Annotated in this window: 22 protein-coding genes; 14 read left to right on the forward strand and 8 right to left on the reverse strand. The window is 74.3% G+C overall.

All coding sequences use genetic code 11. From position 1 onward, the window contains the following. Positions 1 to 81 precede the first annotated feature (81 nt). The 6 genes from Q8W71_RS19530 (at position 82) to Q8W71_RS19555 (ending at position 6,362) form a co-directional block, all read left to right on the forward strand. On the forward strand, positions 82 to 1,143 hold the full coding sequence (locus Q8W71_RS19530) for a WcbI family polysaccharide biosynthesis putative acetyltransferase (RefSeq protein WP_305527069.1): 1,062 nt from the start codon (positions 82 to 84) through the stop codon (positions 1,141 to 1,143). An 86-nt stretch (positions 1,144 to 1,229) separates the two neighbouring features. Next, positions 1,230 to 2,222, forward strand: a complete 993-nt coding sequence (locus Q8W71_RS19535; RefSeq protein WP_305527070.1) for an alpha/beta fold hydrolase — start codon at positions 1,230 to 1,232, stop codon at positions 2,220 to 2,222. Positions 2,223 to 2,315: 93 nt separating this feature from the next. After that, complete coding sequence (locus tag Q8W71_RS19540; RefSeq protein WP_305527071.1) at positions 2,316 to 2,753, forward strand: GlcG/HbpS family heme-binding protein; 438 nt, start codon at positions 2,316 to 2,318, stop codon at positions 2,751 to 2,753. Next, positions 2,753 to 4,342, forward strand: a complete 1,590-nt coding sequence (locus Q8W71_RS19545; protein WP_305527072.1) for a peptide ABC transporter substrate-binding protein — start codon at positions 2,753 to 2,755, stop codon at positions 4,340 to 4,342. The genes Q8W71_RS19540 and Q8W71_RS19545 overlap by 1 nt, the downstream gene beginning before the upstream one ends. Next, positions 4,339 to 5,262 (forward strand): ABC transporter permease, encoded by a 924-nt coding sequence (locus tag Q8W71_RS19550; RefSeq protein ID WP_305527073.1) that lies wholly within the window; start codon positions 4,339 to 4,341, stop codon positions 5,260 to 5,262. Before Q8W71_RS19545 ends, Q8W71_RS19550 begins: the two co-directional genes overlap by 4 nt. Continuing rightward, positions 5,259 to 6,362 (forward strand): ABC transporter permease, encoded by a 1,104-nt coding sequence (locus Q8W71_RS19555; protein WP_305527074.1) that lies wholly within the window; start codon positions 5,259 to 5,261, stop codon positions 6,360 to 6,362. The genes Q8W71_RS19550 and Q8W71_RS19555 overlap by 4 nt, the downstream gene beginning before the upstream one ends. A 3-nt stretch (positions 6,363 to 6,365) precedes the next feature. Here Q8W71_RS19555 and Q8W71_RS19560 read toward each other — a convergent pair whose 3' ends face one another. Then, positions 6,366 to 7,322, reverse strand: coding sequence for a D-2-hydroxyacid dehydrogenase family protein (locus Q8W71_RS19560; protein WP_305527075.1), 957 nt, complete (start codon positions 7,320 to 7,322; stop codon positions 6,366 to 6,368). 106 nt (positions 7,323 to 7,428) lie between these two features. Continuing rightward, positions 7,429 to 9,069 carry a dihydroxyacetone kinase subunit DhaK gene (locus Q8W71_RS19565; RefSeq protein ID WP_305527076.1) on the reverse strand — a complete coding sequence of 547 codons (1,641 nt, stop codon included), beginning with the start codon at positions 9,067 to 9,069 and terminating at the stop codon, positions 7,429 to 7,431. Positions 9,070 to 9,350: 281 nt separating this feature from the next. Between Q8W71_RS19565 and Q8W71_RS19570 the strand changes: the two genes are divergently transcribed. The 3 genes from Q8W71_RS19570 (at position 9,351) to Q8W71_RS19580 (ending at position 12,216) form a co-directional block, all read left to right on the forward strand. Next, positions 9,351 to 9,683 (forward strand): hypothetical protein, encoded by a 333-nt coding sequence (locus tag Q8W71_RS19570; protein ID WP_305527077.1) that lies wholly within the window; start codon positions 9,351 to 9,353, stop codon positions 9,681 to 9,683. 423 nt (positions 9,684 to 10,106) lie between these two features. Beyond that, a complete protein-coding gene (locus Q8W71_RS19575) occupies positions 10,107 to 11,630 on the forward strand; it encodes a caspase family protein (protein ID WP_305527078.1) in 1,524 nt (507 codons plus the stop codon). 31 nt (positions 11,631 to 11,661) lie between these two features. Beyond that, positions 11,662 to 12,216, forward strand: coding sequence for a DUF2059 domain-containing protein (locus Q8W71_RS19580; protein ID WP_305527079.1), 555 nt, complete (start codon positions 11,662 to 11,664; stop codon positions 12,214 to 12,216). Positions 12,217 to 12,229: 13 nt separating this feature from the next. Here Q8W71_RS19580 and Q8W71_RS19585 read toward each other — a convergent pair whose 3' ends face one another. The 3 genes from Q8W71_RS19585 to Q8W71_RS19595 form a co-directional block, all read right to left on the reverse strand. Next, complete coding sequence (locus tag Q8W71_RS19585) at positions 12,230 to 13,285, reverse strand: zinc ribbon domain-containing protein (protein ID WP_305527080.1); 1,056 nt, start codon at positions 13,283 to 13,285, stop codon at positions 12,230 to 12,232. A 69-nt stretch (positions 13,286 to 13,354) separates the two neighbouring features. Continuing rightward, a complete protein-coding gene (locus tag Q8W71_RS19590) occupies positions 13,355 to 14,923 on the reverse strand; it encodes an FAD-dependent monooxygenase (RefSeq protein WP_305527081.1) in 1,569 nt (522 codons plus the stop codon). 781 nt (positions 14,924 to 15,704) lie between these two features. After that, positions 15,705 to 17,294, reverse strand: coding sequence for a catalase (locus Q8W71_RS19595; protein WP_305527082.1), 1,590 nt, complete (start codon positions 17,292 to 17,294; stop codon positions 15,705 to 15,707). Between the two features lie 138 nt (positions 17,295 to 17,432). On the opposite strand from Q8W71_RS19595, the gene Q8W71_RS19600 reads away from it, so the two are divergent. The 5 genes from Q8W71_RS19600 (at position 17,433) to ilvA (ending at position 23,029) form a co-directional block, all read left to right on the forward strand. Further along, entirely contained in the window at positions 17,433 to 18,365 is a 933-nt protein-coding gene (locus tag Q8W71_RS19600; RefSeq protein WP_305527083.1) for a LysR substrate-binding domain-containing protein, read from the forward strand. Between the two features lie 67 nt (positions 18,366 to 18,432). Next, the gene (locus Q8W71_RS19605) at positions 18,433 to 19,932 is read left to right on the forward strand and encodes a lyase family protein (RefSeq protein WP_305527084.1); all 1,500 of its coding nucleotides are present in this window, start codon (positions 18,433 to 18,435) and stop codon (positions 19,930 to 19,932) included. A gap of 97 nt (positions 19,933 to 20,029) precedes the next feature. Next, positions 20,030 to 21,085, forward strand: coding sequence for an AbrB family transcriptional regulator (locus Q8W71_RS19610; protein ID WP_305527085.1), 1,056 nt, complete (start codon positions 20,030 to 20,032; stop codon positions 21,083 to 21,085). Beyond that, entirely contained in the window at positions 21,082 to 21,429 is a 348-nt protein-coding gene (locus Q8W71_RS19615) for a diacylglycerol kinase (RefSeq protein ID WP_305527086.1), read from the forward strand. The genes Q8W71_RS19610 and Q8W71_RS19615 overlap by 4 nt, the downstream gene beginning before the upstream one ends. A gap of 73 nt (positions 21,430 to 21,502) precedes the next feature. Beyond that, entirely contained in the window at positions 21,503 to 23,029 is a 1,527-nt protein-coding gene (gene ilvA, locus Q8W71_RS19620; RefSeq protein ID WP_370875478.1) for a threonine ammonia-lyase, biosynthetic, read from the forward strand. A gap of 4 nt (positions 23,030 to 23,033) precedes the next feature. On the opposite strand, the gene Q8W71_RS19625 is transcribed toward ilvA, so the two are convergent. From Q8W71_RS19625 to Q8W71_RS19635, 3 genes are read right to left on the reverse strand one after another with little or no spacing between them, the layout of a single operon-like run. Beyond that, a complete protein-coding gene (locus Q8W71_RS19625) occupies positions 23,034 to 23,693 on the reverse strand; it encodes an MgtC/SapB family protein (protein WP_305527087.1) in 660 nt (219 codons plus the stop codon). Positions 23,694 to 23,744: 51 nt separating this feature from the next. After that, a complete protein-coding gene (locus tag Q8W71_RS19630) occupies positions 23,745 to 24,713 on the reverse strand; it encodes an EcsC family protein (RefSeq protein WP_305527088.1) in 969 nt (322 codons plus the stop codon). Positions 24,714 to 24,762: 49 nt separating this feature from the next. Further along, complete coding sequence (locus Q8W71_RS19635) at positions 24,763 to 26,172, reverse strand: AmpG family muropeptide MFS transporter (protein WP_305527120.1); 1,410 nt, start codon at positions 26,170 to 26,172, stop codon at positions 24,763 to 24,765. Positions 26,173 to 26,248: the final 76 nt, after the last annotated feature.

Consider the following 26,248-nt stretch of genomic DNA (forward strand, 5'->3'; position numbering starts at 1 on the left):
CACACGATCCGGTCTGTCACCGATCCGCCCGGCCGGGCGGGATGGTTTGCCCGGCGAGTCCGGACATGCGAGAGAGGCGGGATGTTCAGCCTCGAGACCCTCTGGCGCGCTCAGTACCGGCTCTCGCAGATCGGCAAGCGGCGGACCGGCTCGCCGCGCGTGCTCGTCATCGGCGTGTGCCAGGCCGGATCGATCGCCCGGGTGATGCGCTACCTGCTCCCCGACGCGCAGGTCGACTTCGTCTCGGCCTTCGGCGCGGCCAAACGCTTCCCGCGCATGGCCGACCTGATCGCCCACGCCGACCGCTACGACGCGGTGTTCACCAGCATCTGGCTGCCGAAGTTCAAGGACGGCGGCACGATCCTCGACCTGCGCGCGCGCCCGAACGTGCGGGCGATCCCGACCATCGTCTTCGCCGCCTACCACCCGGACCTCGTCCATGTCGGCGTGCAGGACAGCGTCAGCCTGCACGGGTTCATCTCGGGGCCGATGGGCCATTCCCACTCGGCGGTGACGCTGTTCGCCTACCTCGCCGGGTTCTCGCAGGAGCAGGCGCTGCGGCTGTTCAGCGAGCCGGTGTTCGAGCGGCTGGGCTACTTCGACTTCTGGAACGAGTCAGTCACGGCCCTGCGCGGCCTCGGCGTCCAGGCGGATTACGACCTCGACACGCACCTGACCCGCTGGGCCCGGCGCGGCTGCTTCATGCACTCGATCAACCACACCAAGCTCTACGTGGTCTCGGACCTCGCCCGCGGGCTGCTGACCCGGGCCGGCATCGCCTACGATGCCTGCGACCTCGACGCCTTCGTGCCCGACGACCTCGGCGGCATGGGCAGTTGGCCGGTCTACCCCGAGATCGCCGGGCATTACGGCATCCCGGGCAGCGCCCTGTTCTTCAAGGCCGAGACCCCCCGCTCGGGCCCGGCGCGGACCATGACCCGGGCCGCCTACGTGGCGGCGACCTACGCCTACTACGACAAGCGCCCGCGCGAGGTGCTGGTGAACGCCCGCGTGCAGACGTGGCGCGACGATCCGGTGACCGTCGAGTTCCTGCGCGAGGCCGCCGGCCGGGCCTTGAGCGCCGCGCGCCCGGCCGGCCGGGCCCCGGCGATGACCGGGACGCTGGCCGGCCACACCTCCTGACGTCCCCGGACCCGGCCTCAGGATCCGCCCCTCGAGACCCGGCGTTGTCGGGGACACTCCCGCAGCCCGCACCGGCCGGACCCGCGATGGCGCCTCGCTCCCGCTCACTCGCTCTCGCCGCGCTCGGCTCGGCGGCGGCCTACGCCGCCTGGAGCCGCTACCGCGCCGCCCGGCCCGCGGCGCTGCCCCCGGCCCTCCCCGGCCGGCGCGAGCGGCTGGACACCGCGCGGGCCGGCGGCGTCTCCCTCTACGGTTCGGCGGAGGCGGAGGGCACGCCGCTGCTGCTGGTCCACTCGATCAACGCCGCCGCCAGCGCCTACGAGGTCCGGCCGCTCTACCTGCACTACCGGACCCGGCGGCCGGTCTACGCCCTCGACCTGCCGGGCTTCGGCTTCTCCGAGCGCTCGCGCCGGCTCTACACCCCGCGCCTGATGGTCGAGGCGATCCACGCCGTGGCCGGGACGATCCGCGCCCGCCACGGCGGCGTCCCGCTCGACGCGGTCGCCCTGTCGCTCTCGGCGGCCTACCTCGCCCGCGCCGTCCTGGAACGGCCGGACGCCTACCGCAGCCTCGGCCTGATCAGCCCGACGGGCTTCGACGCGCGGCTCTCCGGCGAGGGGCCGCCCGACGGGCACCGGGGCCGCGACGGCGTGCGCGACGCCCTCGACGTGCCGATCCTCGGCCGGGCGCTGTTCGACGCCCTGGTGAGCCGGCCGAGCATGCGCTTCTTCCTCCAGAAGACCTTCGGATCGGCGCGGATCGACGAGGGGCTGCTCGAATACGACCAGGCGACCGCCCACCAGCCCGGCGCCGAGCACGCGCCGTTCTGCTTCGTGGCCGGCCACCTGTTCCCCACCGACACGACGCGGCTCTACGAGGACCTGCGCCTGCCGGTCTGGATGATCCACGGCGAGCGCGGCGACTTCGTCGATTTCCACCGCGCGCCGCGCTTCGCCGACCGGCCGAACTGGCGGATCGAGCGGCTGCCGACCGGCGCCTTCCCGCATTTCGAGCGCCCCGACGCGGTGACCGCGCGCTACGACGCGTTCCTCGCCGCGATCACGGCTCCGCCGGCCTGATCCGGTCGCGCGGCCGGGGCGGCGCACGGTGGACCCGGCTCGCGGCGATCCGCTAAGGGGGACCGGTAGCCCCGCCGAGCCGAACGGACGCCGATGATCGACCTGACCCTGGAGGCCGCCCGCGCGATCGTCGGCACGGCGCTGGAGACGGCCCGCGCCCGCGGGCTGAAACCCCTGGCGGTGGTGGTGTACGACGCCCGCGGCGCGCTTAAATCCGTCGCGGTGGAGGACGGCACGTCGCTGCGCCGGGCCGAGATCGCGATGGGCAAGGCCAACGGCGCCCTGGCGCTCGGCCTCGGCTCGCGGGCGATCCACGCCCGGGCCGAGGTGCAGCCCTACTTCGTCGCCGCGGTGAGCCACGTGGCCGGCCCGGCCGCGCTGGTGCCGGTGGCGGGCGGGGTGCTGATCCGCTCCGCCGAAGGGCGCCTGCTGGGCGCGGTCGGGATCTCGGGCGACACCTCGGACAACGACGAGATCTGCGCGGTCGCCGGCATCGAGGCGGCCGGGCTCGCGGCCGAGACCGGCGCCTGATGGGCCCGACGCGGCGGGGCTGGCTCGCGGGCGCCGCCGCGCTCCTGGCCGCGCCGGCCCGGGCCGAGGATCGCGGCCTCTACCGCCGCGGCAACGACGCCGACCCGGAGACGCTGGACCCGCACAAGTCCTCGACGGTGGCCGAAGCCCACATCCTGCGCGACCTCTGCGACGGGCTGCTCACCTACGACAATGCCGGCGCGATCATCCCCGGCGCCGCCCGGAGCTGGACCGTCTCCGACGACGGCCTGACCTACACCTTCGCCCTGCGCCCGGACGGCCGCTGGTCGAACGGCGAGCCGGTCACGGCCGCCGACTTCGTCTACTCCCTGCGGCGGATCCTCGATCCGGCCACGGGGGCCAAGTACGCCGAGGTGCTGTTCCCGATCCTCAACGCGGCGGCGGTCAACCGGGGCGAGCGGCCGTCGGCGGACCTCGGCGTCTCGGCCCCGGACCCGGCCACCGTGGCGATCCGGCTGGAGCAGCCGACGCCGTATTTCCTCGAACTCCTCACCCACCAGACCGCGCTGCCGGTCCACGCCGCCTCGGTGGCGCGCCACGGCGACGCCTTCACCCGGCCGGGCAATCTCGTCACCAACGGGCCCTACCGGCTGGTCGACCGGATACCCGGCGACCGGATCACCCTGGCGGCGAACCCGCACCACCCGGAGGCGGCCTCGGTCGCGATCACCCGCGTCGCCTACCTGCCGACGCCGGACATCGCCGGGGCCGTGCGCCGGTTCGCGGCCGGCGAGATCGATTCGCTCTCCGACCTGCCCGGCGACCAGATGGCCGCCCTGCGCCGCCGCTTCGGCGGGCAGGTGGTGCTCGGCCCCTCCCTCGGACTCGCCGCCCTGTGCGTGAATACCCGCAAGGCGCCGTTCTCGGACCTGCGCGTGCGCCGCGCCCTGTCGCTGGCGATCGACCGCGCCTACCTCGCCGAGGGCCTGTACGGCGGCACCATGAGCCCGGCCTACGCCCTGTGCCCGGCGGGCCTCGACCATTACGGCACGCCCCCCGAGGCGGAGGGGCGGCAGGGCCTGCCGATCGACCACGAGATCGAGGCGCGGCGCCTGCTCGCCGAGGCCGGCTTCGACCCGAAACGGAACCCGCTGACGGTCGAGTACCGGTTCAACGTCAGCGACAACAACCGCAACACCGCGGTCGCGCTCGCCGAGATGTGGCGCGACCTCGGGATCCGCACGCGGTTCGTCTACACCGACGCCAAGACCCACTTCGCCTACCTGCGCGACGGCGGCGACTTCGACATCGCCCGGATGTCGTGGATCGCCGACTACTCCGACGCCCAGAACTTCCTGTTCCTGCTCCAGACTGGGAACGACGGCTTCAATGCCGGGCGCTGGTCCGACGCGGCGTTCGACCGGCTGATGGCGGAGGCGGCCGGCGAGCGCGATCTCGCCGCCCGCGCCCGCCTCCTGGCCCAGGCGGAGGAGATCGCCGTGCGCGCGCTGCCCTGGATCCCGCTGATGCACTACCGCTCGAAGGCGCTGATCGCCCCGCGCCTGCACGGCTACACCCCGAACCTGCGCAACGCCGCCCCGACCCGGTTCCTGAGGCTCGACGCGTGATCCGGCTGGTCCTGCGTCGCCTCGCGCAAGCGGTGCCGACGCTGTTCGCCGTCGTGGCCGTCAGCTTCTTCCTGATGCGGCTCGCCCCCGGCGGACCGTTCGACCTGGAGCGGCCGCTGGCGCCGGCCGCCATGGAGAACCTGCGCCGCGTCTACGGGCTCGACCGGCCGCTGATCGCCCAGTTCGGCAGCTACCTCGCGTCGCTGGCCCAGGGCGATCTCGGCCCCTCCTTCTCGTTCCGCGACCTCACCGTGGCCGAGCTGATCGGGCGCGGCCTGCCGGTCTCGGCGACGCTGGGCGCCCTGGCGCTGGTGCTGGCGACCGGCCTCGGCGTCGGCCTCGGCTGCGTCGCGGCGGTCCGGCGCGGCGGCGCGGTCGATCGCCTGCTCGGGTTCGGCGCGGCGCTCAGCCTGTCGCTGCCGAGCTTCGTCGTCGCCCCCCTCCTCCAGATCGTGTTCGGGCTGACCCTGCGCTGGCTGCCGCTGAGCGGCTGGGCGGACGGCGATCCGCGCCACCTGATCCTGCCGGTCGTAACGCTGGCCCTGCCGCAGGTCGGGGCGCTGGCGCGGCTGACCCGGGCATCGCTCGGGGAAGCCCTGCGCACGCAGCCGGTGCGGACCATGCGCAGCCTCGGCCTGCCGCCGGGCCGGGTGGTGCGCCACGCGCTGCGCGGCGCGCTCCTGCCGGTAGTGGCCTATCTCGGGCCGCTTGCCGCCGCGCTGCTGACCGGCTCGGTGGTGGTCGAGACGATCTTCGGCCTGCCGGGGATCGGCCGCTACTTCGTCGAGGGCGCGCTCAACCGCGACTACACGCTGGTGATGGGCGTGGTGCTGCTGGTGGCGGCCCTCGTCGTCGCCTTCAACCTGCTGGCCGATCTCGCCTGCGCGTGGCTCGACCCGCGGCTGCGGGTGGCCGCGTGACCGGCGCCGTCGCCGCCGCGAGCCCGCGGGCCCGGGCCCTGCGCCGGCTCGCCCGGGAGCGCGGCGCGGTGGCCGCCCTGTGCGTGCTGGCCGCCATCGCGCTGGCCTGCCTCATCGGGCCCTGGATGACCGGCCACGAGCCGGAGCGCGCCTATCCCGACCTGCGACAGCTCCCGGCGAGCCTCGCCGCGCAGCCCGACGACGCGCGCCTCGCCGCGGCCCTGGACCGCCTCGCCTTCCGGATCCGCGCCCGGGTCGAGGCGGCCGAGCGGACCGGCGACGCCCTGCGGCTGACGCTCGCCGCCGACGCGCCGATCGACCGGCGCGGCCTCGTCTACCTGCCGCGCTCGGACCTGTTCGGGGTGCCGCAAGTGGCCTCCGAATCGGAGGGCGGCCGCCGGCTCGTCCTCGACGTGCCGGTGCGGCGCCTGCACTTTCCGCTCGGCACCGACGTGCACGGGCGCGACCTCCTCAGCCGCTGCCTCGTGGCCGGACGCGTCTCCCTGGCGGTCGGGCTGGTCGCCACCCTGGTCGCACTACTGATCGGCGTCGCCTACGGCGCGGTCGCGGGTTTCGTCGGCGGGGCTGTCGACGCGGCGATGATGCGGGCGGTCGACGCCCTCTACGCCCTGCCGTTCGTGTTCTTCGTCATCCTGCTGCTGGTGTTCTTCCGGGCGAGCCTCGGCTTGATGCTGATCGCCATCGCCGCGGTGGAGTGGCTCGACATGGCCCGGATCGTCCGGGCGCAGACGCTGACCTTGCGCGAGCGCGACTTCGTTCGCGCCGCCCGCGCCCTCGGCCTGACGGACGCGCGGATCATCGCCCGGCACATCGTGCCGAACACGCTGGGGCCGGTGGCGGTGGCCGCGACGCTGCTGGTGCCGCGGGTGATCCTGCTGGAGAGCTTCCTGTCGTTCCTCGGCCTCGGGGTGCAGGAGCCGGACACGAGCTGGGGCGTGCTGATCGCCGAGGGGGCCCGGGCGATCGAGGCGGCGCCCCACATGCTCGCGGCGCCGGCCGCCTTCCTGATCGCGACGCTGGTGAGCCTCAACCTGCTCGGCGACGGCTTGGCGGACGCGCTCGACCCGCGCTCGGCGTGAGGGTCAGCCCAGCACCCGGATCGGCGCCCCGGCGAGCCACGCCTCGATGTCCTCCACGGCCTGCGTGAAGTAGGTCCGGTAGTTGTCCCGCGAGACGTAGCCGAGATGCGGGGTCGCCAGCACGTTCGGCAGCCGCCGGAACGGGCTGTCGGCGGGCAGCGGCTCGGCCTCGAACACGTCGAGCCCGGCGCCGGCGATCCGGCCCGCTTCCAGCGCCCGCACCAGGGCGGCCTGATCGACGAGGCCGGCCCGGGAGGTGTTGATCAGGAGGGCGCCGGGCTTCATCCGGCCGAACTCGGCCTCGCCGAGGATGCCGCGGCTGCGCGCGCCCAGCACGAGGTGAAGGCTGAGCACGTCGGCGGCCTCGCACAGGGCCTCCTTCGAGGCTGCGCGCTCGACCCCGATCTCGGCCGCGCGCGCGTCGGTGAGGTTCGGGCTCCAGGCCACGACCCGCATGCCGAAGGCCTGGCCGATCCCGGCGACCCGCGCCCCGATCTTGCCGAGGCCGAGGAGCCCCAGCGTCGCCCCGGCGAGGTCGGTGCCGACCGTGCTCTGCCAGGGGCCGTTGGCGCGCAGGGCCGCGCCCTCGGCCGCGAGGTGGCGGGCGAGGGCGAGGATCAGCGCCCAGGTCAGCTCGGTCGGCGGGGACGGGCTCGAATCGGTGCCGCTGACCGTGATCCCCCGGGCGCCGGCGGCGGCCACGTCGATCGCCGCGTTGCGCGGGCCGCTGGTGACGAGGAGCTTCAGCCGCGGCAGCCGCGCCAGCAGGTCGGCCGGGAACGGCGTGCGCTCGCGCATCGCCACCAGGATCTCCGCGTGCCCGATCCGGGCGACGAGGTCGTCCCGGTCCGCGATTCGCTCGCGGAGCACCGAGACCGCGACGCGGTCGGCGAGCCGCGACCAGTCGGCGAAGCCGAGCGCCGCGTTCTGGTAGTCGTCGAGAATCAGGCAGGTCAGCATCGCCGGCTCGTGGTCCCGGGGCCTCTCGGAGCGCGCGGCTCCGGCCCCCGGCGGGTGCGCCCCGGCCCCGCGAGGTAGGCCGCGGGGCGCGCCGGTCAATCGCCGCTCAGGTGGCGGCGAGCGCCGCGAAGGCCGCGGCAACGGCGGCCGCGCCGGGATCCTCGACGCCCGCGAGGTCGCCGGCGGCGAGGTAGCTGGACCGCCCGGTGGCGGCGCGCGCCATCCCGGCGGTCGCCGCGGCACCGGCCCGGGCGGCCTCGGCCGCCGCCGCCAGCCCGCCGGTCCGCAGGGCGTCGAGCGCCGGTACCAGGGCGTCGAGCAGGGTACGGTCGCCCGGCGCCGCGCCGCCGTAGCCGCGCACCCGCGCCACGCCCTCGGCCCAGGCCTCCGGCCAGCCCGCGCCGGAGGCCAGCGCGGCGCCCGCGGCCGAGAAGAAGATCGAGGCGAGGACGCCGCTCGACCCGCCGGCCGCGCGGCCGATCCGCTCGGCCAGCGCCCGGGCAAGCGCCGGCGGGTCGGCCTGCGGCAGCCGGTCGAGGTCGGCCAGCACCGCCCTTGCGGCCCCGGCGAAGGTGGTGCCGGTGTCGCCATCGCCGACCCGGGCGTCGAGGGCGTTGAGCTCGGCCTCCGCCGCCACGAGCGCCCGCGCGGCGGCGGCGATCCGGCCTGCCACGACGGGATCGGCGGAGGGCGCGAAGGCCTCGCGCTCCAGCCCCGCCGGCAGGGCGCGCAGGACCGGCGCGGCGACCGGCACCGCCCGCGGCCAGGCCGGCACCGGGACGGCGGCGGTCAGCGCCGCCTCCAACGCGTCGTCGAGGGGCAGGAACGAGAGCGAGGCGCCGTGCATGTCGAGCGCCGTCATCGCCGGGGCCGGGCCGAGCAGCAGCCGCACGCGGCGGCCGAGATCGGTGGCGAGCACGGCCCGGGTCAGCACCTGCATCTCCAGGGCGGTCGTCGCCCCGAGGTTGTTCACGAGCAGTGCGAGGCGCTCCGCCCCGGCGACCGGCGCGGTGAAGCGCTCCGTCATCAGCCGGGCGAGGTCCCGGGCCGGCGGCAGGGCGATCCGCTCGGCGCCGGGCTCGCCGTGGATGCCGAGGCCGAGTTCCGCCTGCCCCGCGGCGAGACGCTCCGCCCGGGGCGAGCCGGGGATGGTGGCGGTGGACACCGCGATGCCCAGCGACTGGGCGGACGCCGCGGCGCGGCGGGCGAGCGTCGCGACCTCATCCAGCGGCAGGCCCGATTCGGCGGCGTGGCCCGCGATCTTGTGCACGAACAGCGTGCCGGCGATCCCGCGCGGCTGGCGCGCCTCCGGCAGGGCGATGTCGTCGGCGACCAGCACGGTCTCGACCTTGAGGCCGCGGCCGCGCGCCCGCTCGGCGGCGAGCCCGAAATTCAGGCGGTCGCCCGCGTAGTTCTTGACCACCAGGAGGCAGCCGGCCGGTCCGGTCACCGCCAGGATTCCGGCGAGCACCGCGTCGACGGACGGCGAGGCGAACACGTCGCCGCACACCGCGGCGCTGAGCAGGCCCGGCCCGACGAGGCCGGCATGGGCGGGCTCGTGCCCGGAGCCGCCGCCGGAGACCACGGCCACCCGTCCGGGGTCGGGCTCGGCGCGCACCACGACGCGGATCTCGGGGTCGCCGTCGAGCCGCGCCAGCCGCCCGCCGCCGGCGGCCAGCAGGCCGTCGATCGCGTCGTTGACGAGGGTGTCGCGCGCGTCGATGAAGTGGGTCGCGGAGCCGCCCATGCCCTGTCCTCCCGGTGCCGGCCGCGACGCGCGGCCCGGCCCGCATGCTTGGGCGCCCGGGCGGTCGCTGGCAACGGGTCCCGGGACGGGAACCGCGAAGCGGCTACACGGTCCGCGTGCCGGACGCGGGGATCGCCGCACCGCGTCGAGGGCCCGACCCCCACCCGGCCGTAACCGCTCGTTAACCGCGCATTGATCACGTGCGGGATACCTCGGGCGGCCATGGCCGTCCCCCGGCTGGCGCGGGTCCTCGCGGACAGCCAAGCAGCGGAGCGCCGCGGATGCGCGCACTGGCCCTGACCGTTCTCCTGGTCCTCGCCGCCGGCCCGGTCCGCGCGGCCACGGCCGACCTGCCGGCCCTGGAGGCGGCCTGGCACGGCTGCCTGCGCGAGGCCTACGCCCAGCCGATGGCCGGCCACGGCAGGCAGGCCCGGGAGCGGACCGCGCTCGCCGCGTGCAGGGCGCAGGAGGACGCCTACGTCATGGCCCTGATGGCGGCGCGCGCCGATCGGTCCGAGTTGCGCGTGCTGGCCTGGGCCCAGACCTGGGCCAATTCGGTCACCGCCTACGTGATCGATCCGGTCGCGGCCTGGATCGCGTCGCTGAAGCGCTGAGCGGACCCGCACCCCAGGGCCCTGCCAGCCGGCCGATCCTGCGGCCGCCGCGGACCCATGAACCGCGCGGGGTCCAGCGTGAACGGGCCGTTTACCGCGTGTGCGCAATTGCCCGGGCCGCCGCGATCCCGCCACGATCGAGGATCGTTCTATCGGGACCGCCACGGAGACGCGCCGCGATGCTGATCCTCAACCCGCTCACCGGCCAGATGGTCGAGGTCCGCGTGCCGCGTCCGCAGCAGAAGGGCGCCTGACGCGGGGACGCTCGGGCCGGGGAGCCCCCCGGTCGCCGGTGCTCCGTCGGCGGACCTGTATCCGCGCCCCGAACGGACCTTGCGGCCGCCGCGAGCATTGCTGTCCGGGATCGCGCCGCCGCCGAACTCTGCCCTACGACCGCCGCGGTCGTGGTTGCAGACTGAATTCATGCTTCGGACCGCCCTCGCCCTGATCGCCTGCCTCGCCCTCCTCGCCGGGGCGGGGCCCGCGGCGGCCGAGACGCGCGTCGCCCTGGTGATCGGCAACGCGGCCTACGCCGCCGCCCCCCGCCTGCCGAATACCGGCCGCGACGCGGCCGCTGTCGCCGAGGTCCTGCGCGCCACCGGGTTCCGGACCGTCACGCTCGCGCCCGATCTCGGCCGCGCCGCGCTGATCGCGGCCCTCAATGCCTTCTCCGAGCAGGCCGAGCGCGCCGACTGGGCTCTGGTCTACTTCGCCGGCCACGGCGTCGAGATCGGCGGCACCAACTACCTCGTGCCGGTGGACGCGCGCCTGAAGAGCGACCGCGACATCGGCGACGAGGCGGTGGCCCTCGACCGGGTGCTGGAGGCGATCGAGCCGGCGCGCAAGCTGCGGCTCGTGATCCTCGACGCCTGCCGGGACAACCCCTTCCTCACGACGATGCGGCGGACGCTGGCCACGCGCTCGGTCGGGCAGGGCCTCGCGCGCGTCGAGCCGGAGGGCGGCACCCTGATCGCCTTCGCCGCCAAGCACGGCCAGACCGCGCTGGACGGCGAGGGCCGGAACGGCCCGTTCGTGGAGGCCCTGGTCCGGCGCGTCCGCACCCCCGGGCTCGAGATCAGCAAGCTGTTCCGCCTCGTCCACGACGACGTGGTGGCCGCGACCGGCCGGCGGCAGCACCCGCACGTCTACGGCTCGCTGCCCGGCGACGACTTCTTCTTCCTGCCGGGCACCGCCCAGCCGCCGCCCGTGGCCGAGGCCGCGCCCCCGCCGGTCCGGATCGCCGCCCTGCCCCCGGCGGTCGCGCCGACGGTGGTCGCGCCAAAGGTCGTCGCGCCGACGGTCGTCGCGCCACCTGCCGAGGCGCCGCTCCACCGCAACAATCCGCCGGTCAACGGCCCGCTCGTCGGCTTCAGCCGCAGCAACGCGGGCTGGACGGCGAGCGTGTCGCTGCCGGAGCCGGCGCTCGCCCTATCGTGGCGCCTCGGCGAGACGGGGGCCTTCCGCGAGACCGGCCTGCTCGACGCCGTCGACCAGCGCACCGGCCGGCGGGTGCCCAATCCCGCCATCGCGCTTGGCGCCGACGTGCCGGCGGGGGTGCTGGAGGTCCGCTACGTCGATGCCGGCGGCGCGACCGTCGGACCGTTCCCAATCGCGTTCGATCCGCCGGCCGCGCTGCGCCGGGACCAGCGCCGCATGATCGAGATGGCGGCCGGGGGCTGGCTGTCGTTCCGGTCGTTCAACGGCGTGCTGCTCTACTTCACGCCGCTCGTCTCCTACCGCTGCGCCATCCGGGAATTGCGGATCGGCCTCGACCGGGCCGAGCCGGACCGCGTCGTGGCGCTGCCGCCCTGCGACGAGGCCAACCCGTTCGCCGTCCCCGGCACCTTCGTGCCCTATCTCAAGGCGCCCGAGGCCACCCGCGCGGCCTCGGCGCAGATCGTCTACACGGACGGGACGGTCTCGCCGGTCCAGCACTTCCGGCGCTGATCGCGCTTCCCCCGCCTCGACAGGACGCAGCATGCGGATCACGACCCACTTCCTCGGCCTCTGCCTCGGCGCCGCGCTGCTCGCGGGCGCGCCGACCTGGGATGCCCACGCGCAGGGGGCGCCGCCGAAGCCCGGCGCGGCCGCCGCGCCGGATCCCGCCACCCTCAAAGCCGCCCGCGAGGCGGTCGCGGCGATGCAGGGCGACCGCACCGCGACCCTCGGGGCGATGGCCGCCCCGATGACCGGCATGCTCCAGCAGATGGGGGTGAAGGAGCCCGACCGGGCGCAGGTGCTGGTGCAGGAGGTGGTGATGCCGACGCTCACCGCCCATTACGACGAGTTGCTCGACATCCAGGCCCGCGGCTTCGCGAGCGTGCTCAACAAGGACGACCTCCAGGCGATCTCGACCTTCTACGCCTCCCCCGCCGGCAAGCGGCTGGCGGCGGCGCAGCCGCAGCTCGCGCAGGTGCAGATGACGGGCATGCAGCAGTGGATGCAGGCGGTGATGCCCGACATGCAGGGCAAGCTCGCCAAGGCGATCCAGGCGCACGGCTGGGGCCCGGGCGGGACGGCGAAGGCGCGCTGAGCGGGCCCGGCCCTCAGGCACCCGGCGCGGCGGCCTCCGCGGCGCGGTGCCCGCAGGCGTAGCAGAAGCGCTCGAACGTGCTCTTGCGTTGGTCGCAGGCCGGGCAGCGCGCGTAGATGCCGAGGCCGCAATGCGGGCAGAAGTCGGCCTCGGGATTGGCGAGGTCGATCGGGCGCTCGCAGCCGGGGCAGACCTTCTTGGCGAGCCGCAGGAGCGCCTGATCGACCGCGATCTCGGTGCGCCGCTCCTCGTCGGGCCGCGTCTCGGCGGCGCTCTGCCGCTCGCGGTAGGCGTGCAGCGCGCCGATCACCGCCCGGCCGACGACCAGCGTGGCGACCGCGCCGACGCCGTACTGCACGTAGCCGCCGTAGCTCGGCATGTAGGGCACCAGCTCGACGAAGAAGGCGAAGGCCGCCGCCAGGGCGAAGCCCCAGACGAACGGCCAGTTGCGGGTGTGTCGGCGGCGCAGCAGCAGCCAGCCGGCGAGCGCCAGCAGCGGCAGGGTGAGCGCCAGCCGGTAGCCGAACACGCGCAGCTCCTGCCCGCGCTCGGCCGCGTCGAGCTTCTCCTGCGCCGCCGCCCGCCTCTCCGCGTCGGCGGCCTCCGCCGTCTCCGCCCGGTGCGACAGGTCGAGATCGGTGCGCGCCAGCCCTTCGAGCCGCTCCTCGACCGCGCGCTCGGCGGCCTTCAGCCCATCGAGCTGCTCGGTGCGCGCGACGAGGCCGGGATCCTGGTCGACGCGCTGGGTGCTGTCGCGGGTCTTGAGCCAGTTGGCGAAGGTCTCGCGCGCGGCCTCGGAGGCCGACCGGGCCGCCTCCAGGGCGAGCTGCGCCTGCTCCGCGCGGCGGCGGTTGTCGTCCAGCTCCCGGCGGATCCGCTTGAGCGCGTCCGCGGACGCCTCCGCCTGCGGCCGGTCGAGGAACTGATCGAGGGTGTAGCGGCGCTCGACCTGCGGCAGGTCGCCGACGACGAGCGAGCCGAGGCCGATCAGGAAGCCGGCGAAGGCGAGGGCGACGAGCCACAGGACGAGGGTGAAGGACCGCTCCGGCAGCCGCGTGCCGGACCTCACCGGCGGATCTCCCGAATCAGGACGGCGTGACACATCGCGGCGAACCCCTCCGACTGCGCGGCCGCGACGCTAGAACACGCTGGGGGAAAGGGGAAACCCGTCCGGGTCTTCCGGGCGCCGGTCGGGCTCCCCGAACCACCGGCGCAGGGCGTCGTCGGGGCGGGAGGCTCCGTCGCCCACCCAGGCGACGACGCCGTCGGGGCGAACCAGGATCGCGCGCGCGCCCCAGGCCTCCGGGACGGCCGCACCCGCGCCGTAGCGGATCCGCGCGCCCCAGCGCCGGGCGGTGGCCTCCAGGGCGGCGGACGGCGCGACATCGAGGATCACGCCGCGGCCGGTCCGCAGGTGCTCGGCGAGCCGCGTCCCGTCGGCCAGGGCGAAATCGGGGGCGCTGCGCCCCAGAAGCGGATGGTCGTCGCCCAGATCGTAGCGCAGGCCGACGCCCCAGACGCGCTCGGCGAAGTAGGTCGCGCCGTCGCGGGTCTCGATCAGGTCGCGCACGATCGCTTCGAGCGCCCGCGAACTCGGGCTCGGCCGCATCAGCGCGACCTGCGCCCGCGACCAGTGGAGGACCTGCGCGGCCGCCGGGGCCCGCTCGCGCGCGTAGCTGTCGAGCAGGCCCGCCGGCGCGTCGCCGCGGAGGGTTGCGGCGAGCTTCCAGCCCAGGTTCATCGCGTCGCCGAGCCCGAGGTTGAGTCCCTGGCCGCCGAGCGGCGCGTGGACGTGCGCGGCGTCGCCGGCCAGCAGCACCCGGCCGGCCCGATAGGCGGTCGCCTGGAAGGCGCGATCGGTCCAGGTGGTCGCGCGTTCGAGCGCCGTCACGGCGACATCGGTGCCGGAGACCCGGCGCAGCACCGCCTCGACATGCGCGCGGGTGATCGGCCGGGTCCGGTGGAAGGCGCCGCCGTCGAAATCGACCATCGCCAGCGTGCCGGGCGGCGCGAAGGTGTACATGCCGGCCGCCGTGTAGCGCCGGCCGGCGGGGAGCGCGTCGGGATCGGCCAGTACGACCTGCGCGGAGTAGCCGGTGAACTCGGGGTCGGTGCCGGAAAAGCCGATGCCCGCCGCCTTGCGCACGGCGCTGCGGGCCCCGTCGCAGCCGACGAGCCAGCGGCCCCGGACCGTGGCGCCGCCCGCGCGGACGGTCACGCCGTCCTCCGCGGGCTCGACGCCGTCCACGCCGCAGCCGCGCCGGATCGCGACGCCGAGGGCTTCGGCGCGCGCCGCGAGAACGGTCTCCAGGTGCGCCATGTCGGTCGCGAGGATGCCGGCCGAGCCAGCGAGGCGATAGGGCCAGCGCCCGGCGTCGATGCGGTCGTGGAAGAATGGGATCCCGGCGAAATGGCCGCCCGGGCGCCGCCGCTGCCCGGTCCAGTGCGCGGTCGCCGGCCCGTCGCGTCCGGCCGCGCCGGCGTCGACGGCCTCCAGGAGACCGCGGCGGTCGAGGCTCTCCGCGGTCGGTACGGACAGCCCGCGCAGACCGAAGGGCAGCGCCTTGAACGGCGAGGCCGGGTCCTCCGCCTGTTCGAGGACCAGCACCGCGCATCCCGCGAGCCCCAGCTCACAGGCGAGGAACAGGCCGACCGGGCCGGCGCCGACGATCACGACATCACAGGAATCCGCAGGGGAAATGGGCATGGCTTCGCTCCGTCGTCGTCATTCGACCGGAGCGTTTCCCGGGCGTGGAATCCGCGCGGACGAACAACCGGGCGCATGACGCGCCACGTGTCCGTCGCGGGGATCTCGGGCCCGAGGCCAAAGACCAGAGCTTTCGTTACCGAAAGGACTTGGGCTTACCAGACCAAGTCTGCCTTTTCCGACGCGGCAAGCCTACCGCAACGGCGACCGGGCCGCAACGGCCGAGGTGAGGATCGCAGGGCTCCGACCTCGGGTTGACGCAGGCTTGGCAGCGGTGTTTGCGAGAGGCCCCGTCATTCCGGGACTGCGCAGCAGGGCCCGGAATCCAGAACCGCCCCAGCGTGCCAGGCATGGCGCAAGACCCGGCGCGCGAGACTCGGCATGGTCAGCGGTTCTGGATTCCGGGCTCGCCTGCGGCGCCCCGGAATGACGGGCTGTGTGTGAGAGAGTCGATTACATCTCTCACAGGTTGCAAGTTGTTAACCCGAGCTCGGAGCCCTGGTGCGGATCGAACGGGCGGCGGAGCCGGGGATCCGACCTCGTACCGCCCCCGGTCCGAGGCTTCGCAATCCGTGGGGCCCCGTCACGCGCGAGCGGACGGCGCAGGCCCGAACATCCGGGCGGTCCGCGAGGAGGATGCCCGTCGTCGCGGAGGGTGGCGAAGCAGCTTCGCCGACCGCACGGCTCGGCCCATCGCAGCCCGCAAAAAACCCCGCGCGGAGACCGCGCGGGGCTCAGATTCGGAACCGGCCCGGTCACCGGGCCGGCCACATCGAGAGAATCACTCGGCGGCGACCTTGTGGGCCTGGGAGCCGTCCGCGTAGGTCTCGGCCTTGAGGCGCTTGCCCGGGGCGGCGCGGCCCGGCAGCGGCGGCAGGGCCTTGGCCTTCTCCAGATCGATGCCCGCACCCTCGGCGACGCGGCGGCCGTAATCCTCGTCCGCGTGCCAGAAGTGCCAGACCATCCGGAGCTGGATGGCTTCCGGGCACTGCTTCATGTCGCCCACGAGGTTGGCGATCAGGTCCTCGCGCTCCCAGTCCTGGAAGGAGCGGTAGCGAACTCCGGCCTGGGTGTAGTCGTCCTCGGTGCGCGAGGTCTGGTAGCGGCCGAGATTGCCGGTCACCGGCTGGTGATAGTCGCGCGCCGGCTTCGGCGCCTCGCGCAGGCCCTCGGCCAGCGTCGAGGGCTCGTAGTTGATGTGCCTGTTCGGGCCGGTGCCGTCGACGCCGTAGGTCATCTGGCCGTCGCGCTGGTTCGAATAGACCTTCACGCCGGGCTGCGGCGCGTTGATCGGCAGTTGCAGGTAGTTGGCCCCGACGCGGTAGCGCTGCGTGTCCGAGTAGGACAGCGTGCGGCCCTGGAGCATCTTGTCGTCCGAGAAGTCGATGCCGTCGACGAGCACGCCGGTGCCGAACGCGGACTGCTCGACCTCGGCGAAGAAGTTGTCCGGCACCCGGTCGAGCACCATCCGGCCGCAGGGCAGCAGCGGGAACTGGTCGACGGGCCACAGCTTCGTGTCGTCCAAGGGATCGAACGACAGGTGGTCGTTCGGGCCGTCTGGCATGATCTGCACGCAGAATTCCCACTCGGGGAAGTTGCCGGCCTTGATGTTGTCGTAGAGGTCGCGCGTAGCGTGGCCCACGTCCTTGGCCTGGATCTCGGACGCCTGGGCCGAGGTCAGGTTGCGCACGCCCTGCTTCGGCTCCCAGTGGAACTTGCAGAGCATGGCCTCGCCCTGATCGTTGACCAGCTTGTAGGTGTTGACGCCCGAGCCCTCCATCTCGCGGTAGTTCGCCGGGATGCCCCAGGGCGACTTCAGGTGCGTCACCATGTGGATCGCTTCGGGGTGCTGAGCCACGAAGTCGAAGAACCGCCACGCCTCCTGCCGGTTCGTCACCGGATCGGGCTTGAACGCGTGGATCATGTCGGGGAACTTGATCGCGTCGCGGATGAAGAACACCTTGAGGTTGTTGCCCACGAGGTCCCAGTTGCCCTCGACGGTCTTGAACTTGACCGCGAAGCCGCGCGGGTCGCGCTCGGTCTCAGGCGACTCCTTGGCGCCGGCGACAGTGGAGAAGCGCACGAACATCGGCGTCTTCACGCCGGTCTCGTTCAGCACGCGGGCGCGGGTGTACTTGGAGGCCGGCTCGTCGCCGATCTTGCCGTAGGCCTCGAACCAGCCGTGGGCGCCGGCGCCGCGGGCGTGGACCACGCGCTCCGGGATGCGCTCGCGGTCGAAGTGGGTGATCTTCTCGATGAACTGGTAGTTCTCGAGGGTCGCCGGGCCCCGCTCACCGACCGTGCGCGTGCTCTGGTTGTCGCGGACCGGATGGCCCTGGCGGGTGGTCAGGATCGGGCGCTGATCGCTCATGCGTGTCGTCTCTCCGTGGGCTGGGTCGACCCCGATATGGGGTCTCGACTCCAGACTGGAACCGTTCCGGCCTTGTTATGAGGCCGGCCGGATCGCGGAGCAAATGCATCGTCGCAAAGACAGTGATAGACACAGCCTATGAATCTGGCCGGTCTCTCCCTGCGCGACCTGGAATACGTGGTGGCCGTGGCCGACGAGGGTCATTTCGGCCGCGCTTCCGAGCGCTGCAACGTCAGCCAGCCGACGCTGAGCGTGCAGGTGCGGAAGCTGGAGGCGGCGCTCGGGCTCACCCTGTTCGAGCGCTCGAACCGCCGGATCCTGCTCACCGAGGCCGGTCAGGGCATCGTCCGGCAGGCCCGGGTGGTGCTGGCGGAGGCGCAGCGGCTGCTGGCGCTGGCGACGGAAGGGCGCGGCTCGCCGCTCACGGGCCGGCTGACGCTCGCGGCGATCCAGACGCTCGGGCCCTACTTCTTTCCGGTGGTGCTGCGCCCGCTGCGCCAGGAATTCCCGCTGCTGGCGCTGTCGCTGTCGGAGGGGCGGACCGCCGAGATCGTCGAGGGCCTGCGGGACGGGCGGATCGACGCCGCGCTGATCTCCCTGCCGGTGCCGCAGGGCGGGCTCGCGCTCTCGCCGCTGTTCGTCGAGCCGTTCCACCTCGCCTGCCCGGCCGAGCACCCGCTGGCGCAGGGCGGCGCGCTCTCGGCGACCGCCATCGCCGGGCCGGACCTGCTGCTGCTCGACGAGGGCAACTGCCTGCGCGACCAAGCCATCGCCGCCTGCGGCGCGGGGTCCGCGGCGGGCCGGCACGCCACCAGCCTGGAGACCCTGCGCTCGATGGTGGCCGCCGGGGCGGGCTACACCCTGCTGCCGGCGCTCGCCGTGCCCGCCGGCCCGGATGCCAGCGGCCTCACCGTCACCCGCGCCTTCGATGTGGACGGGCCGGGCCGGACCATCGCCCTGGCGTGGCGAGCGAGCGACCCGCGGTCGGCCGGGCTGGCGCATCTGGCAGCCTTCTTCCGCGCCCATGCCCCGCCGGGCACCGCCGCCTGCCGGGACGCCGCGATTGCGTGAACCGCGCGGCGCTGTACCGGCCGCGTGCCCGGGCCTATCACGGCCCGGGACGGAGCGGAGGCGGCGGATGCGGTGGAAGCGGATCGCGGCGGCGGCCGTCGCCGCCGGGGTAGCCCAGGGTGCGGCGGCCGAGGAGGCGGCGCGCGACACCTTCGCGCGCATCGACGCGATCGACCGCGCCTCCCTGGTGATGACGGTGGAGACGGGCATCGTCCCGCGCGCCCTCGGCGCCCGGATCGCCCGCGCCCTCGACCGGGTCGCCGCCGATGCCGACAAGCCCGGTGCGGCGCGACCCGACGACTACCTGAAGATCGAGCCGCTGATCACCGCGGTCGCCGGGCCTGACGCGACGCGGATGCATGCCGGCCGCAGCCGCCAGGACATCATCCCGACGGTGCTCAAGCTGGAGCAGCGCGACCGGCTCCTCGACCTCGCCGGGGCGCTCGACGCGGCGCGGGCGAGCCTGCTCGCGGTGGCGGTGCGCGAGGCCGACACGATCGTGCCGGCCTACACCAACGGCGTGCAGGCGCAGCCGACGACGCTCGGCCACTACCTGCTCGGCTACGCGGCCGCGCTCGCCCGCGACGCGGACCGCCTGCACGAGGCGTGGGCGCGGGTGAACCTGTCGCCGCTGGGGGCCGCGGCGCTCGGCACGTCGAGCTTTCCCGTGGACCGCAAGCGCCTCGCTGCGCTGCTCGGCTTCGACGCGCCGGTGGAGAACAGCTACGACGCGGGCCAGCTCGCGCCGATGGACCTCGGCCTGGAGCTGACCGGCGTGGCCGCCAACCTCGCCACCACGGCCGGCAGCTTCGCGCAGGATCTCTACGCCCAGTACCACCAGACCCGGCCCTGGATCCTGCTGCGCGAGGGCGCGCTGACGGGGCCGAGCAGCATCATGCCGCAGAAGCGCAACCCGGTGGCGCTCTACAGCCTGCGCATGACGGCGAGCGACGTGGTCGGCGGCGCCCAGGCCTTCACGATCATGGCGCACAACGTCGATTCGGGCATGCCCGACTACAAGCGCAACCAAGCGCAGCCGCCGGCGCGGACGCTCGCCGAGGCCGTCACCCTGTGCCGCCGCTGGACGAGCGTCCTCGACGGTCTGGTGGTGGATCGTGCGCGCGCCGCGGACGAGGTCGCGGCCGACTATTCCACCACCACCGAGCTCGCCGACCGGCTCCAGCGCGAGGCCGACGTGCCGTTCCGGCTCGGCCACCACTTCGCCTCCGAGCTGGTGAGCTACGGGCGGAGCCACGACCTGCGCCCGGCCGACCTGCCGTTCGCCGCGGTGAAGCGGATCTACGCGGAGGCCGCGGCGGGCTCGGGCCTGTCGCCGGAGCTGCCCCTCGACGAGGCGTCGTTCCGCGCGGCCCTCTCGGCGCGGGGCATGGTCGACGCGGCCAAGGGTCTCGGCGGTCCGCAGCCGCCCGAGGTCCGGCGGATGCTCGCCGCGGCGCAGGCCCGGCTCGACGCGGACCGGGCGTGGCTCGACGCCCGGCGCAAGGGCCTCGCCGGGGCGCAGGCGGGGCTGCGGGCCGCCTTCGCGTCGCTCCTGACGGAGCCGTGAAGCCGGAACGGACCGGCCCGACCGTGACAGGACGGCCCCGCCGGTGTAGCGGGCGGACCCGACGCCCGTCGCTGACGGGCCCTTCCGACCGATCGCCGTGCCCCCCTTCCGCACCCTCGCCCTGTGGATCGCCCTCGTGGCGGCCTCCGGCGCCATCGCCTACGGCCTGACGCTCGCCCGCTTCCCGGCCGCCCTGCTGCTCGGCCCGATGATCGCGGCGATCGCGTTCGGCGTCGGCGGCTCGCGGCTGCACGTGCCCAAGCGCGGGTTCCAGGCGTCGCAGGCGATGATCGGCTGCCTCGTGGCACACGCGGTGACGGGCCAGATCGCCCAGACCCTGCTCGACGACGGCCTGCTGATCGTCGCCGTGGTGCTGGTGACGGTGGCCGCGAGCGGCTTTGTCGGCTGGATGCTGACCCGGCTGCGGATCCTGCCCGGCACCACCGCGGCCTGGGGCTCCTCGCCCGGCGGCGCCTCGGCGATGGTGGCGATGGCCGAGGATTTCGGGGCCGACCCCCGGCTCGTCGCGTTCATGCAGTACGTGCGCGTCGCGGCCGTGGTGTTCTCCGCCTCGCTCGCCGCCCGCCTCCTGATGGCCGAGCCAGCGGCCGGCGCCGCGGCCGTGGCGGAGTCGGAGGGCGTGACCTCGGTGCTCGCGACGCTGGCGGTGGCGGTGGTCGGGGCGGTCGGTGCCCTGGCCCTGCGGGTGCCGGCCGGCGCGCAGATCGGCCCGATGGTGCTCGGCAGCGTGCTGCACGCCACCGGGGTCGCGCGCATGGCGCTGCCGCTGCCGATCCTCGAACTCGCCTACGCCTGCATCGGCTGGTACGTCGGCCTGCGCTTCACCCGCGAGACCCTGCGGCTGACCTTCACCGCCCTGCCCGGCATCCTGACGGCGACCTTCGCCGTGATCGCGCTCTGCGCCGGCTGGGCCTGGGTGCTCACCCTGCTGCTGCCGATCGACCTGCTCACCGCCGTGCTCGCCACCAGCCCCGGCGGCCTCGACTCGGTGGCGATCATCGCGGTCGGCTCGCAGGCCGACGTGTCGTTCGTGCTGGCGGTGCAGACCCTGCGGCTGTTCGTGGTGCTGATCACCGGGCCGCTGCTCGCCAAGTGGATCAGCCGCTCGGCGCCCGGGGGGACGGCCTCGTGAACGCGCTGTGGCTGGCCTTCCTCAACTCCTGGCGCGGCCTGCATCACGGTGCCCGAACCGAGCGGGCGGTGCGGCAGGAACTCGCGCTGCTGGCGCTCGGGGTGCCCGTCGCGCTGCTGTTGGGCTCCGGCCTGTGGGTGCGGGTCGCTCTGGTGGCGAGCCTGCTGCTGATGCTCGCCGCCGAGTTCCTGAACACGGCGGTGGAGAAGCTGTGCGACCACCTCCATCCCGGCCACGACCCGGCGATCGGCCGGGTGAAGGACCTCGCCTCGGCCGGAACCTTCATGGCGCAGGTGACCGCCCTGCTGGTCTGGGTCGCGGCGTTGATCGACCGGCTGGGCTGACCGCAGCGCCCTCGCCTCCCGGGCCGCCAGGGTCTATCAGCCGCCTCGCAGGCTCGAGCCCAGACCACCGCCCATGACCGACTACATCAAGAAGATCCTGACCGCGCGCGTCTACGACGTGGCGATCGAGAGCCCGCTCGACCCGATGCCGCGGCTGTCCAAGCGGCTGGAGCGGCCGGTACTGCTCAAGCGCGAGGATCTCCAGGCGGTCTTCTCATTCAAGCTGCGCGGCGCCTACAACAAGATGTCGGGGCTCGACGCGGAGCAGATCTCCCGCGGCGTGGTCTGCGCCTCGGCGGGCAACCACGCGCAGGGCGTGGCGCTGGCCGCCGCCAAGCTCGGGGCGCGGGCGGTGATCGTGATGCCGCGCACCACCCCCTCGATCAAGGTCGAGGCCTGCCGCGCGCGGGGCGCCGAGGTGATCCTGCACGGCGACGCCTTCGACGAGGCGCTCGCCGAGGCCAAGCGCCTTGAGGCGGCCGAGGGCCTGACCTTCCTGCACCCGTTCGACGACGCCGACGTGATCGCCGGTCAGGGCACGATCGGCAAGGAGATCCTGGAGCAGCATACCGGGCCGATCGAGGCGATCTTCGTCCCCGTGGGCGGCGGTGGGCTGGCCGCCGGCATCGCGACCTTCGTGAAGTACCTGCGCCCCGGGACGAAGGTGATCGGCGTCGAGCCGGAGGACGCCGCCTGCATGGCCGCGGCGCTCGCCGCCGGCACGCGGGTCAGCCTGCCCTCGGTCGGGCTGTTCGCCGACGGCGTCGCCGTGCGGCAGGCCGGCGAGGAGACCTTCCGCCTGTGCCGCGAGCACCTGGACGAAGTGATCACCGTCGACACCGACGCGATGTGCGCGGCGGTCAAGGACATCTTCGACGACACCCGCGCGGTCTCGGAGCCCTCGGGTGCCCTGAGCCTCGCCGGCGCCAAGGTCTACGCCGAGCGCGAGGGGGGGACCGGCACGCTGGTGGCGATCTCGTCGGGCGCGAACCTCAACTTCGACCGCCTGCGCCACATCGCCGAGCGCGCCGAGATCGGCGAGCAGCGCGAGGTGCTGATCGGCGTCACCATCCCCGAGCGGCCGGGGGCCTACCGCGCCTTCATCAACGCGCTCGGGCCCCGCGCCATCACCGAGTTCAACTACCGCCAGGCGGCCTCGGCCGAGGCGCAGATCTTCGTCGGCATCAACCTCACCGGCGGGCGGCGGGAGAAGCAGGCGCTGATCGGCGACCTGCGCGGGGCCGGCTACCGGGTGCTCGACATGAGCGACAACGAGATGGCCAAGGTCCACGTGCGCTACATGGTCGGCGGCCGCAGCCCCGGGCTCGCGGACGAGCGTCTCTACCGGTTCCAGTTCCCGGAGCGGCCGGGCGCGCTGATGAAGTTCCTCGACGCCCTGGGGCCGGACTTCGACATCACCCTGTTCCACTACCGCAACCACGGCGCCGATTACGGGCGGGTGCTGGCCGGCATCCGGGTCCCGCCGCAGGAGCGGGCGCGGTTCGACGCGGCGATCGAGGATCTGGGCTACCCGGCCACCGACGAGACCGAGAACCCGGCCTACCGCCTGTTCCTCGACGGGGAGGCGGCCCGGGCCTGAGCGCTCACCCCGCGACCGTCTCCACCGAGATCACGTTCGGAAGCTCCCGGAGCTGTCGGGCGATGGTCTCGACGCTGGTACGGGACAGCCGCACGAACTCCACCGTCACCTCCTCGCAGGCCGGGTCCTCCGCGGGCCGGACCGTGAACTGGCGCACCCGCGAGGCCCGGGCGCCGGTCACCCCGTTGAGGGTGTCGATGGAGAGCGTGCCGCGCCGCACCGTCAGCCGCAGGGTGTGGGTCCGCATCCGGTCGCGCCAGCGCTCCTCGAACGGCTTCACCCCGGCGAGGATTCCGACGACGAGGGCCGTGGTGGCGAGCGCCGGCACGTAGAGGCCGGCGCCGACCGCGAGGCCGATGGCCGCCACGCCCCACAGGCTCGCGGCGGTGGTCAGTCCCTTCACCACCTCGCCGCGCAGCAGGATCGTGCCGGCCCCGAGGAAGCCGATGCCGGACACGACCTGGGCGGCGATGCGCGAGGGATCGAGGACGACGTTCTTCGTGCCGAGCACGTCGGCGAAGCCGAACGCCGAGACCAGCATGATCAGGCACGAGCCGACGCAGACCAGCATGTGGGTGCGCAGGCCTGCCGCCCACAGCAGGCGTTCCCGCTCCAGGCCGACCACGCTGCCGAACAGGGCGGCGAGCGCCAAGCGCGCCACCATCTCGCCGTTGCCGATCAGTTCGCCCCTCCCCCGATTCGCGCCGTCCCGCGGTCAGGCCGCGCCGAGGGCCGCCTTCTCGACCTCGTAGGCCGCGCGCACCGCGGCCGCGCCGTAGGCCCGCTCCAGGCGGCGGACGGTGAAATGGGCCCGCGCCGTCGATTGGAAATGGTTCATGAAGGCGGTGTTCACCGCCGCCCCGCCGAGGGCGCCGAGGATCGGCACCGCCTGGGCGGCGACCTTCTGCGAGACCACGATCCCGAAGCGGGCGGCGATCTGCGCGGTGAAGCGCATGAGCGCCGGGGCGGACTGGTCGAGCAGCGTCTTGCTGCCGGCGTAGCGCGCCGCCTCGGCCATGGTCTTGGCCAGCGCGGCGCGGACCGCGAAGTAGCCGCTCTCCGTGAGGGCGGGGCCGGCCTCCGCGGCGAGCGTCCCGGACAGGGCGCCGGACAGGGCGCCCTTGCCACCCCCGAGCGCGAAGACCTGCACGCAGGCCAGCGCCCCCTCGGGGCTGTCCAGGTTCTCGCCCTCCTCGCGGGCGATCTCGGCGATCGAGCGCAGCATCAGGGTCGTCGAGACCGGCAATTCGACGGCGAGCGTCGCGAGGCCGAAGGCGCCGCCGACCGCGCCGGAGACGGCGGCGAGCGCCTTGTGCTTGGCCTCCCCGCCGCCCAGCAGGCGGGCGAGACGGCCCTCGGTGCGCGCGGTCGCGGCCTCGATCGCGGTGCCGCCTGCGGGGACCACCTCCGTGGCGGGCAGCGTCGCGAGCGCGACCCGCAGGGCACCGCGCATCGCCGCCTCGGTGCTGCGGCCCACCGCCTCGGTGACCGGCGTCGGCAGCGAGCGGCCGATGATGTCGAGGGGCGCGCCGGCGGCCGCCGAGAGGCGGGCGGCCAGCCCCGGCCGCTCCAGCGCCAGCACCGCCCGGCGCAGCGCGGCGCGGTCGGCCTCGCTCAGCGTCGCCGACGCGGGCTCGGCCGCCGGCAGCACGTCGCCGGTGAGGGTGAGATCGCTCGTGCTCATCGCCGTCCCCGCTTCACGCAGACCCATTCCCTCGCGCGGGACCCGTCCCTCACGCCGTCCGCGGCGCCCGCGAGGAAGTAGGAAGCGAGGGGGCTGCCGCCCGGTTCCCGTCCGGCGTCTCGTGAGCGAGCGTCTCGCGAGTGGGCGTCTCGCGGGCGGCCGGGTCGGCGGCGCCGCCGCGACGGCCCACCGCGACGGCCAGCGCCAGCACCGGCAGGCCGATCAGCGACGTCAGCACGAAGAAGGCCGGATAGCCGATCGCCGCGACGATGAAGCCGGCCGAGCCGGCGATCAGCTTGCCGGGCAGCGCGTAGAGCGAGGAGAACAGGGCGTACTGGGTGGCCGCGTAGGCCGGGTTGGTCAGGCTCGACATGTAGGCGATGAGCACGATCCCGGCGAAGGAGCCGCAGAAGTTCTCGATCGAGATCGCGACCGTGAGCCGCCAGATCTCCGGCGCCCCGGCCGAGAGCCACGCGAAGGACAGGTGCGAGGCCGCGGCGAGGAAGGCGCCGAGCAGCAGCGTCCGGTACAGGCCGAGCCGCGCCATCGCCCAGCCGCCGGCGAAGCCGCCCGCGATGCCGACCCAGATGCCGTAGAGCTTGGTGACGGTGGCGATCTCCTTCAGGTCGAAGCCCAGCGTCCGGTAGAGCGGGCTCGCCATCACGCCGGAGAGGAAGTCCGGCAGCCGGTAGAGCGCCACGAGCAGCAGGATCGCGAACAGCGCCGACCCGAACCGGCCGTGCAGCTCGGTCAGCGGCTCCAGCACCGCCCGGCGTGCCGACCACAGGCGGGAGCGGCCCACCTCGGTCGCCTCGGCCTTCGGGCGGGCGACGTCGAAGGACGGGGCCAGCAGCGCGGCGACGAGGCCGACCAGCATCAGCGCCGCCATGGTCAGGTAGGCGACCGTCCAGCCGCCGGACGCGGCGATGAACAGGGCGCCCGCCCCGGCGGAGATCAGCCCGAGGCGGTAGCCGAGGTTCGAGGTCGCAGCGAGGATGCCCTGGAAGTCGCTGCCGGCCGCGTCGATACGCCAGCCGTCGATCACCACGTCCTGGCTGGCCGCGCAGAACGCGACGAGGAAGGCGCCGAGCCCCAGGAGGGCGAGATTCGTCTTGGGGTCGGAGAACGCCATCAGCACGAGGCACAGGGCGACCGCGACCTGCGTCGTCACCATCCAGGCGCGGCGCCGGCCGAGGCGGGCGGCCAGGACCGGCACGTCGAGCCGGTCGATCATCGGCGCCCACAGGAATTTCAGCGAGTAGGGCAGCGCCACGTAGCTGAACAGGCCGATCGCCCGCACGTCGATGTCGGAGAAGGCCAGCCGCAGGGTGAAGGTGCCGAGCACGAGGAGAAGCGGCAGTCCCGACGAGAAGCCGAGCGCCAGCATCAGGACGATGCGCCGGTCCTCGACGATGTCGCGCAGCCGGAAGCGGCGCGCGTCTTGTGGGCGGACGGGCATCGCGTGGAACTCCTGGGCCTTCCCGGCCTTGTCCCGCAGAATCGTGGCAGCCTTGCGCCGGGCGCCGACGGGAGAG

Origin of the sequence: Methylobacterium amylolyticum, assembly GCF_030700245.1 — a bacterium.
GTDB lineage: Bacteria > Pseudomonadota > Alphaproteobacteria > Rhizobiales > Beijerinckiaceae > Methylobacterium.

What these genes read in the sequence shown, in the direction of transcription:
- Q8W71_RS19570 (WP_305527077.1), top strand. Translation starts at nt 9,351, where the DNA reads ATGCGCGCACTGGCCCTGACCGTTCTCCTGGTCCTCGCCGCCGGCCCG.
- Q8W71_RS19540 (WP_305527071.1), top strand. Translation starts at nt 2,316, where the DNA reads ATGATCGACCTGACCCTGGAGGCCGCCCGCGCGATCGTCGGCACGGCG.
- Q8W71_RS19535 (WP_305527070.1), top strand. Translation starts at nt 1,230, where the DNA reads ATGGCGCCTCGCTCCCGCTCACTCGCTCTCGCCGCGCTCGGCTCGGCG.
- Q8W71_RS19565 (WP_305527076.1), bottom strand. Translation starts at nt 9,069, where the DNA reads ATGGGCGGCTCCGCGACCCACTTCATCGACGCGCGCGACACCCTCGTC.
- Q8W71_RS19545 (WP_305527072.1), top strand. Translation starts at nt 2,753, where the DNA reads ATGGGCCCGACGCGGCGGGGCTGGCTCGCGGGCGCCGCCGCGCTCCTG.
- Q8W71_RS19560 (WP_305527075.1), bottom strand. Translation starts at nt 7,322, where the DNA reads ATGCTGACCTGCCTGATTCTCGACGACTACCAGAACGCGGCGCTCGGC.
- Q8W71_RS19595 (WP_305527082.1), bottom strand. Translation starts at nt 17,294, where the DNA reads ATGAGCGATCAGCGCCCGATCCTGACCACCCGCCAGGGCCATCCGGTC.
- Q8W71_RS19530 (WP_305527069.1), top strand. Translation starts at nt 82, where the DNA reads ATGTTCAGCCTCGAGACCCTCTGGCGCGCTCAGTACCGGCTCTCGCAG.
- Q8W71_RS19580 (WP_305527079.1), top strand. Translation starts at nt 11,662, where the DNA reads ATGCGGATCACGACCCACTTCCTCGGCCTCTGCCTCGGCGCCGCGCTG.
- Q8W71_RS19635 (WP_305527120.1), bottom strand. Translation starts at nt 26,172, where the DNA reads ATGCCCGTCCGCCCACAAGACGCGCGCCGCTTCCGGCTGCGCGACATC.
- Q8W71_RS19600 (WP_305527083.1), top strand. Translation starts at nt 17,433, where the DNA reads ATGAATCTGGCCGGTCTCTCCCTGCGCGACCTGGAATACGTGGTGGCC.
- Q8W71_RS19590 (WP_305527081.1), bottom strand. Translation starts at nt 14,923, where the DNA reads ATGCCCATTTCCCCTGCGGATTCCTGTGATGTCGTGATCGTCGGCGCC.
- Q8W71_RS19630 (WP_305527088.1), bottom strand. Translation starts at nt 24,713, where the DNA reads ATGAGCACGAGCGATCTCACCCTCACCGGCGACGTGCTGCCGGCGGCC.
- Q8W71_RS19625 (WP_305527087.1), bottom strand. Translation starts at nt 23,693, where the DNA reads ATGGTGGCGCGCTTGGCGCTCGCCGCCCTGTTCGGCAGCGTGGTCGGC.
- ilvA (WP_370875478.1), top strand. Translation starts at nt 21,503, where the DNA reads ATGACCGACTACATCAAGAAGATCCTGACCGCGCGCGTCTACGACGTG.
- Q8W71_RS19605 (WP_305527084.1), top strand. Translation starts at nt 18,433, where the DNA reads ATGCGGTGGAAGCGGATCGCGGCGGCGGCCGTCGCCGCCGGGGTAGCC.
- Q8W71_RS19575 (WP_305527078.1), top strand. Translation starts at nt 10,107, where the DNA reads ATGCTTCGGACCGCCCTCGCCCTGATCGCCTGCCTCGCCCTCCTCGCC.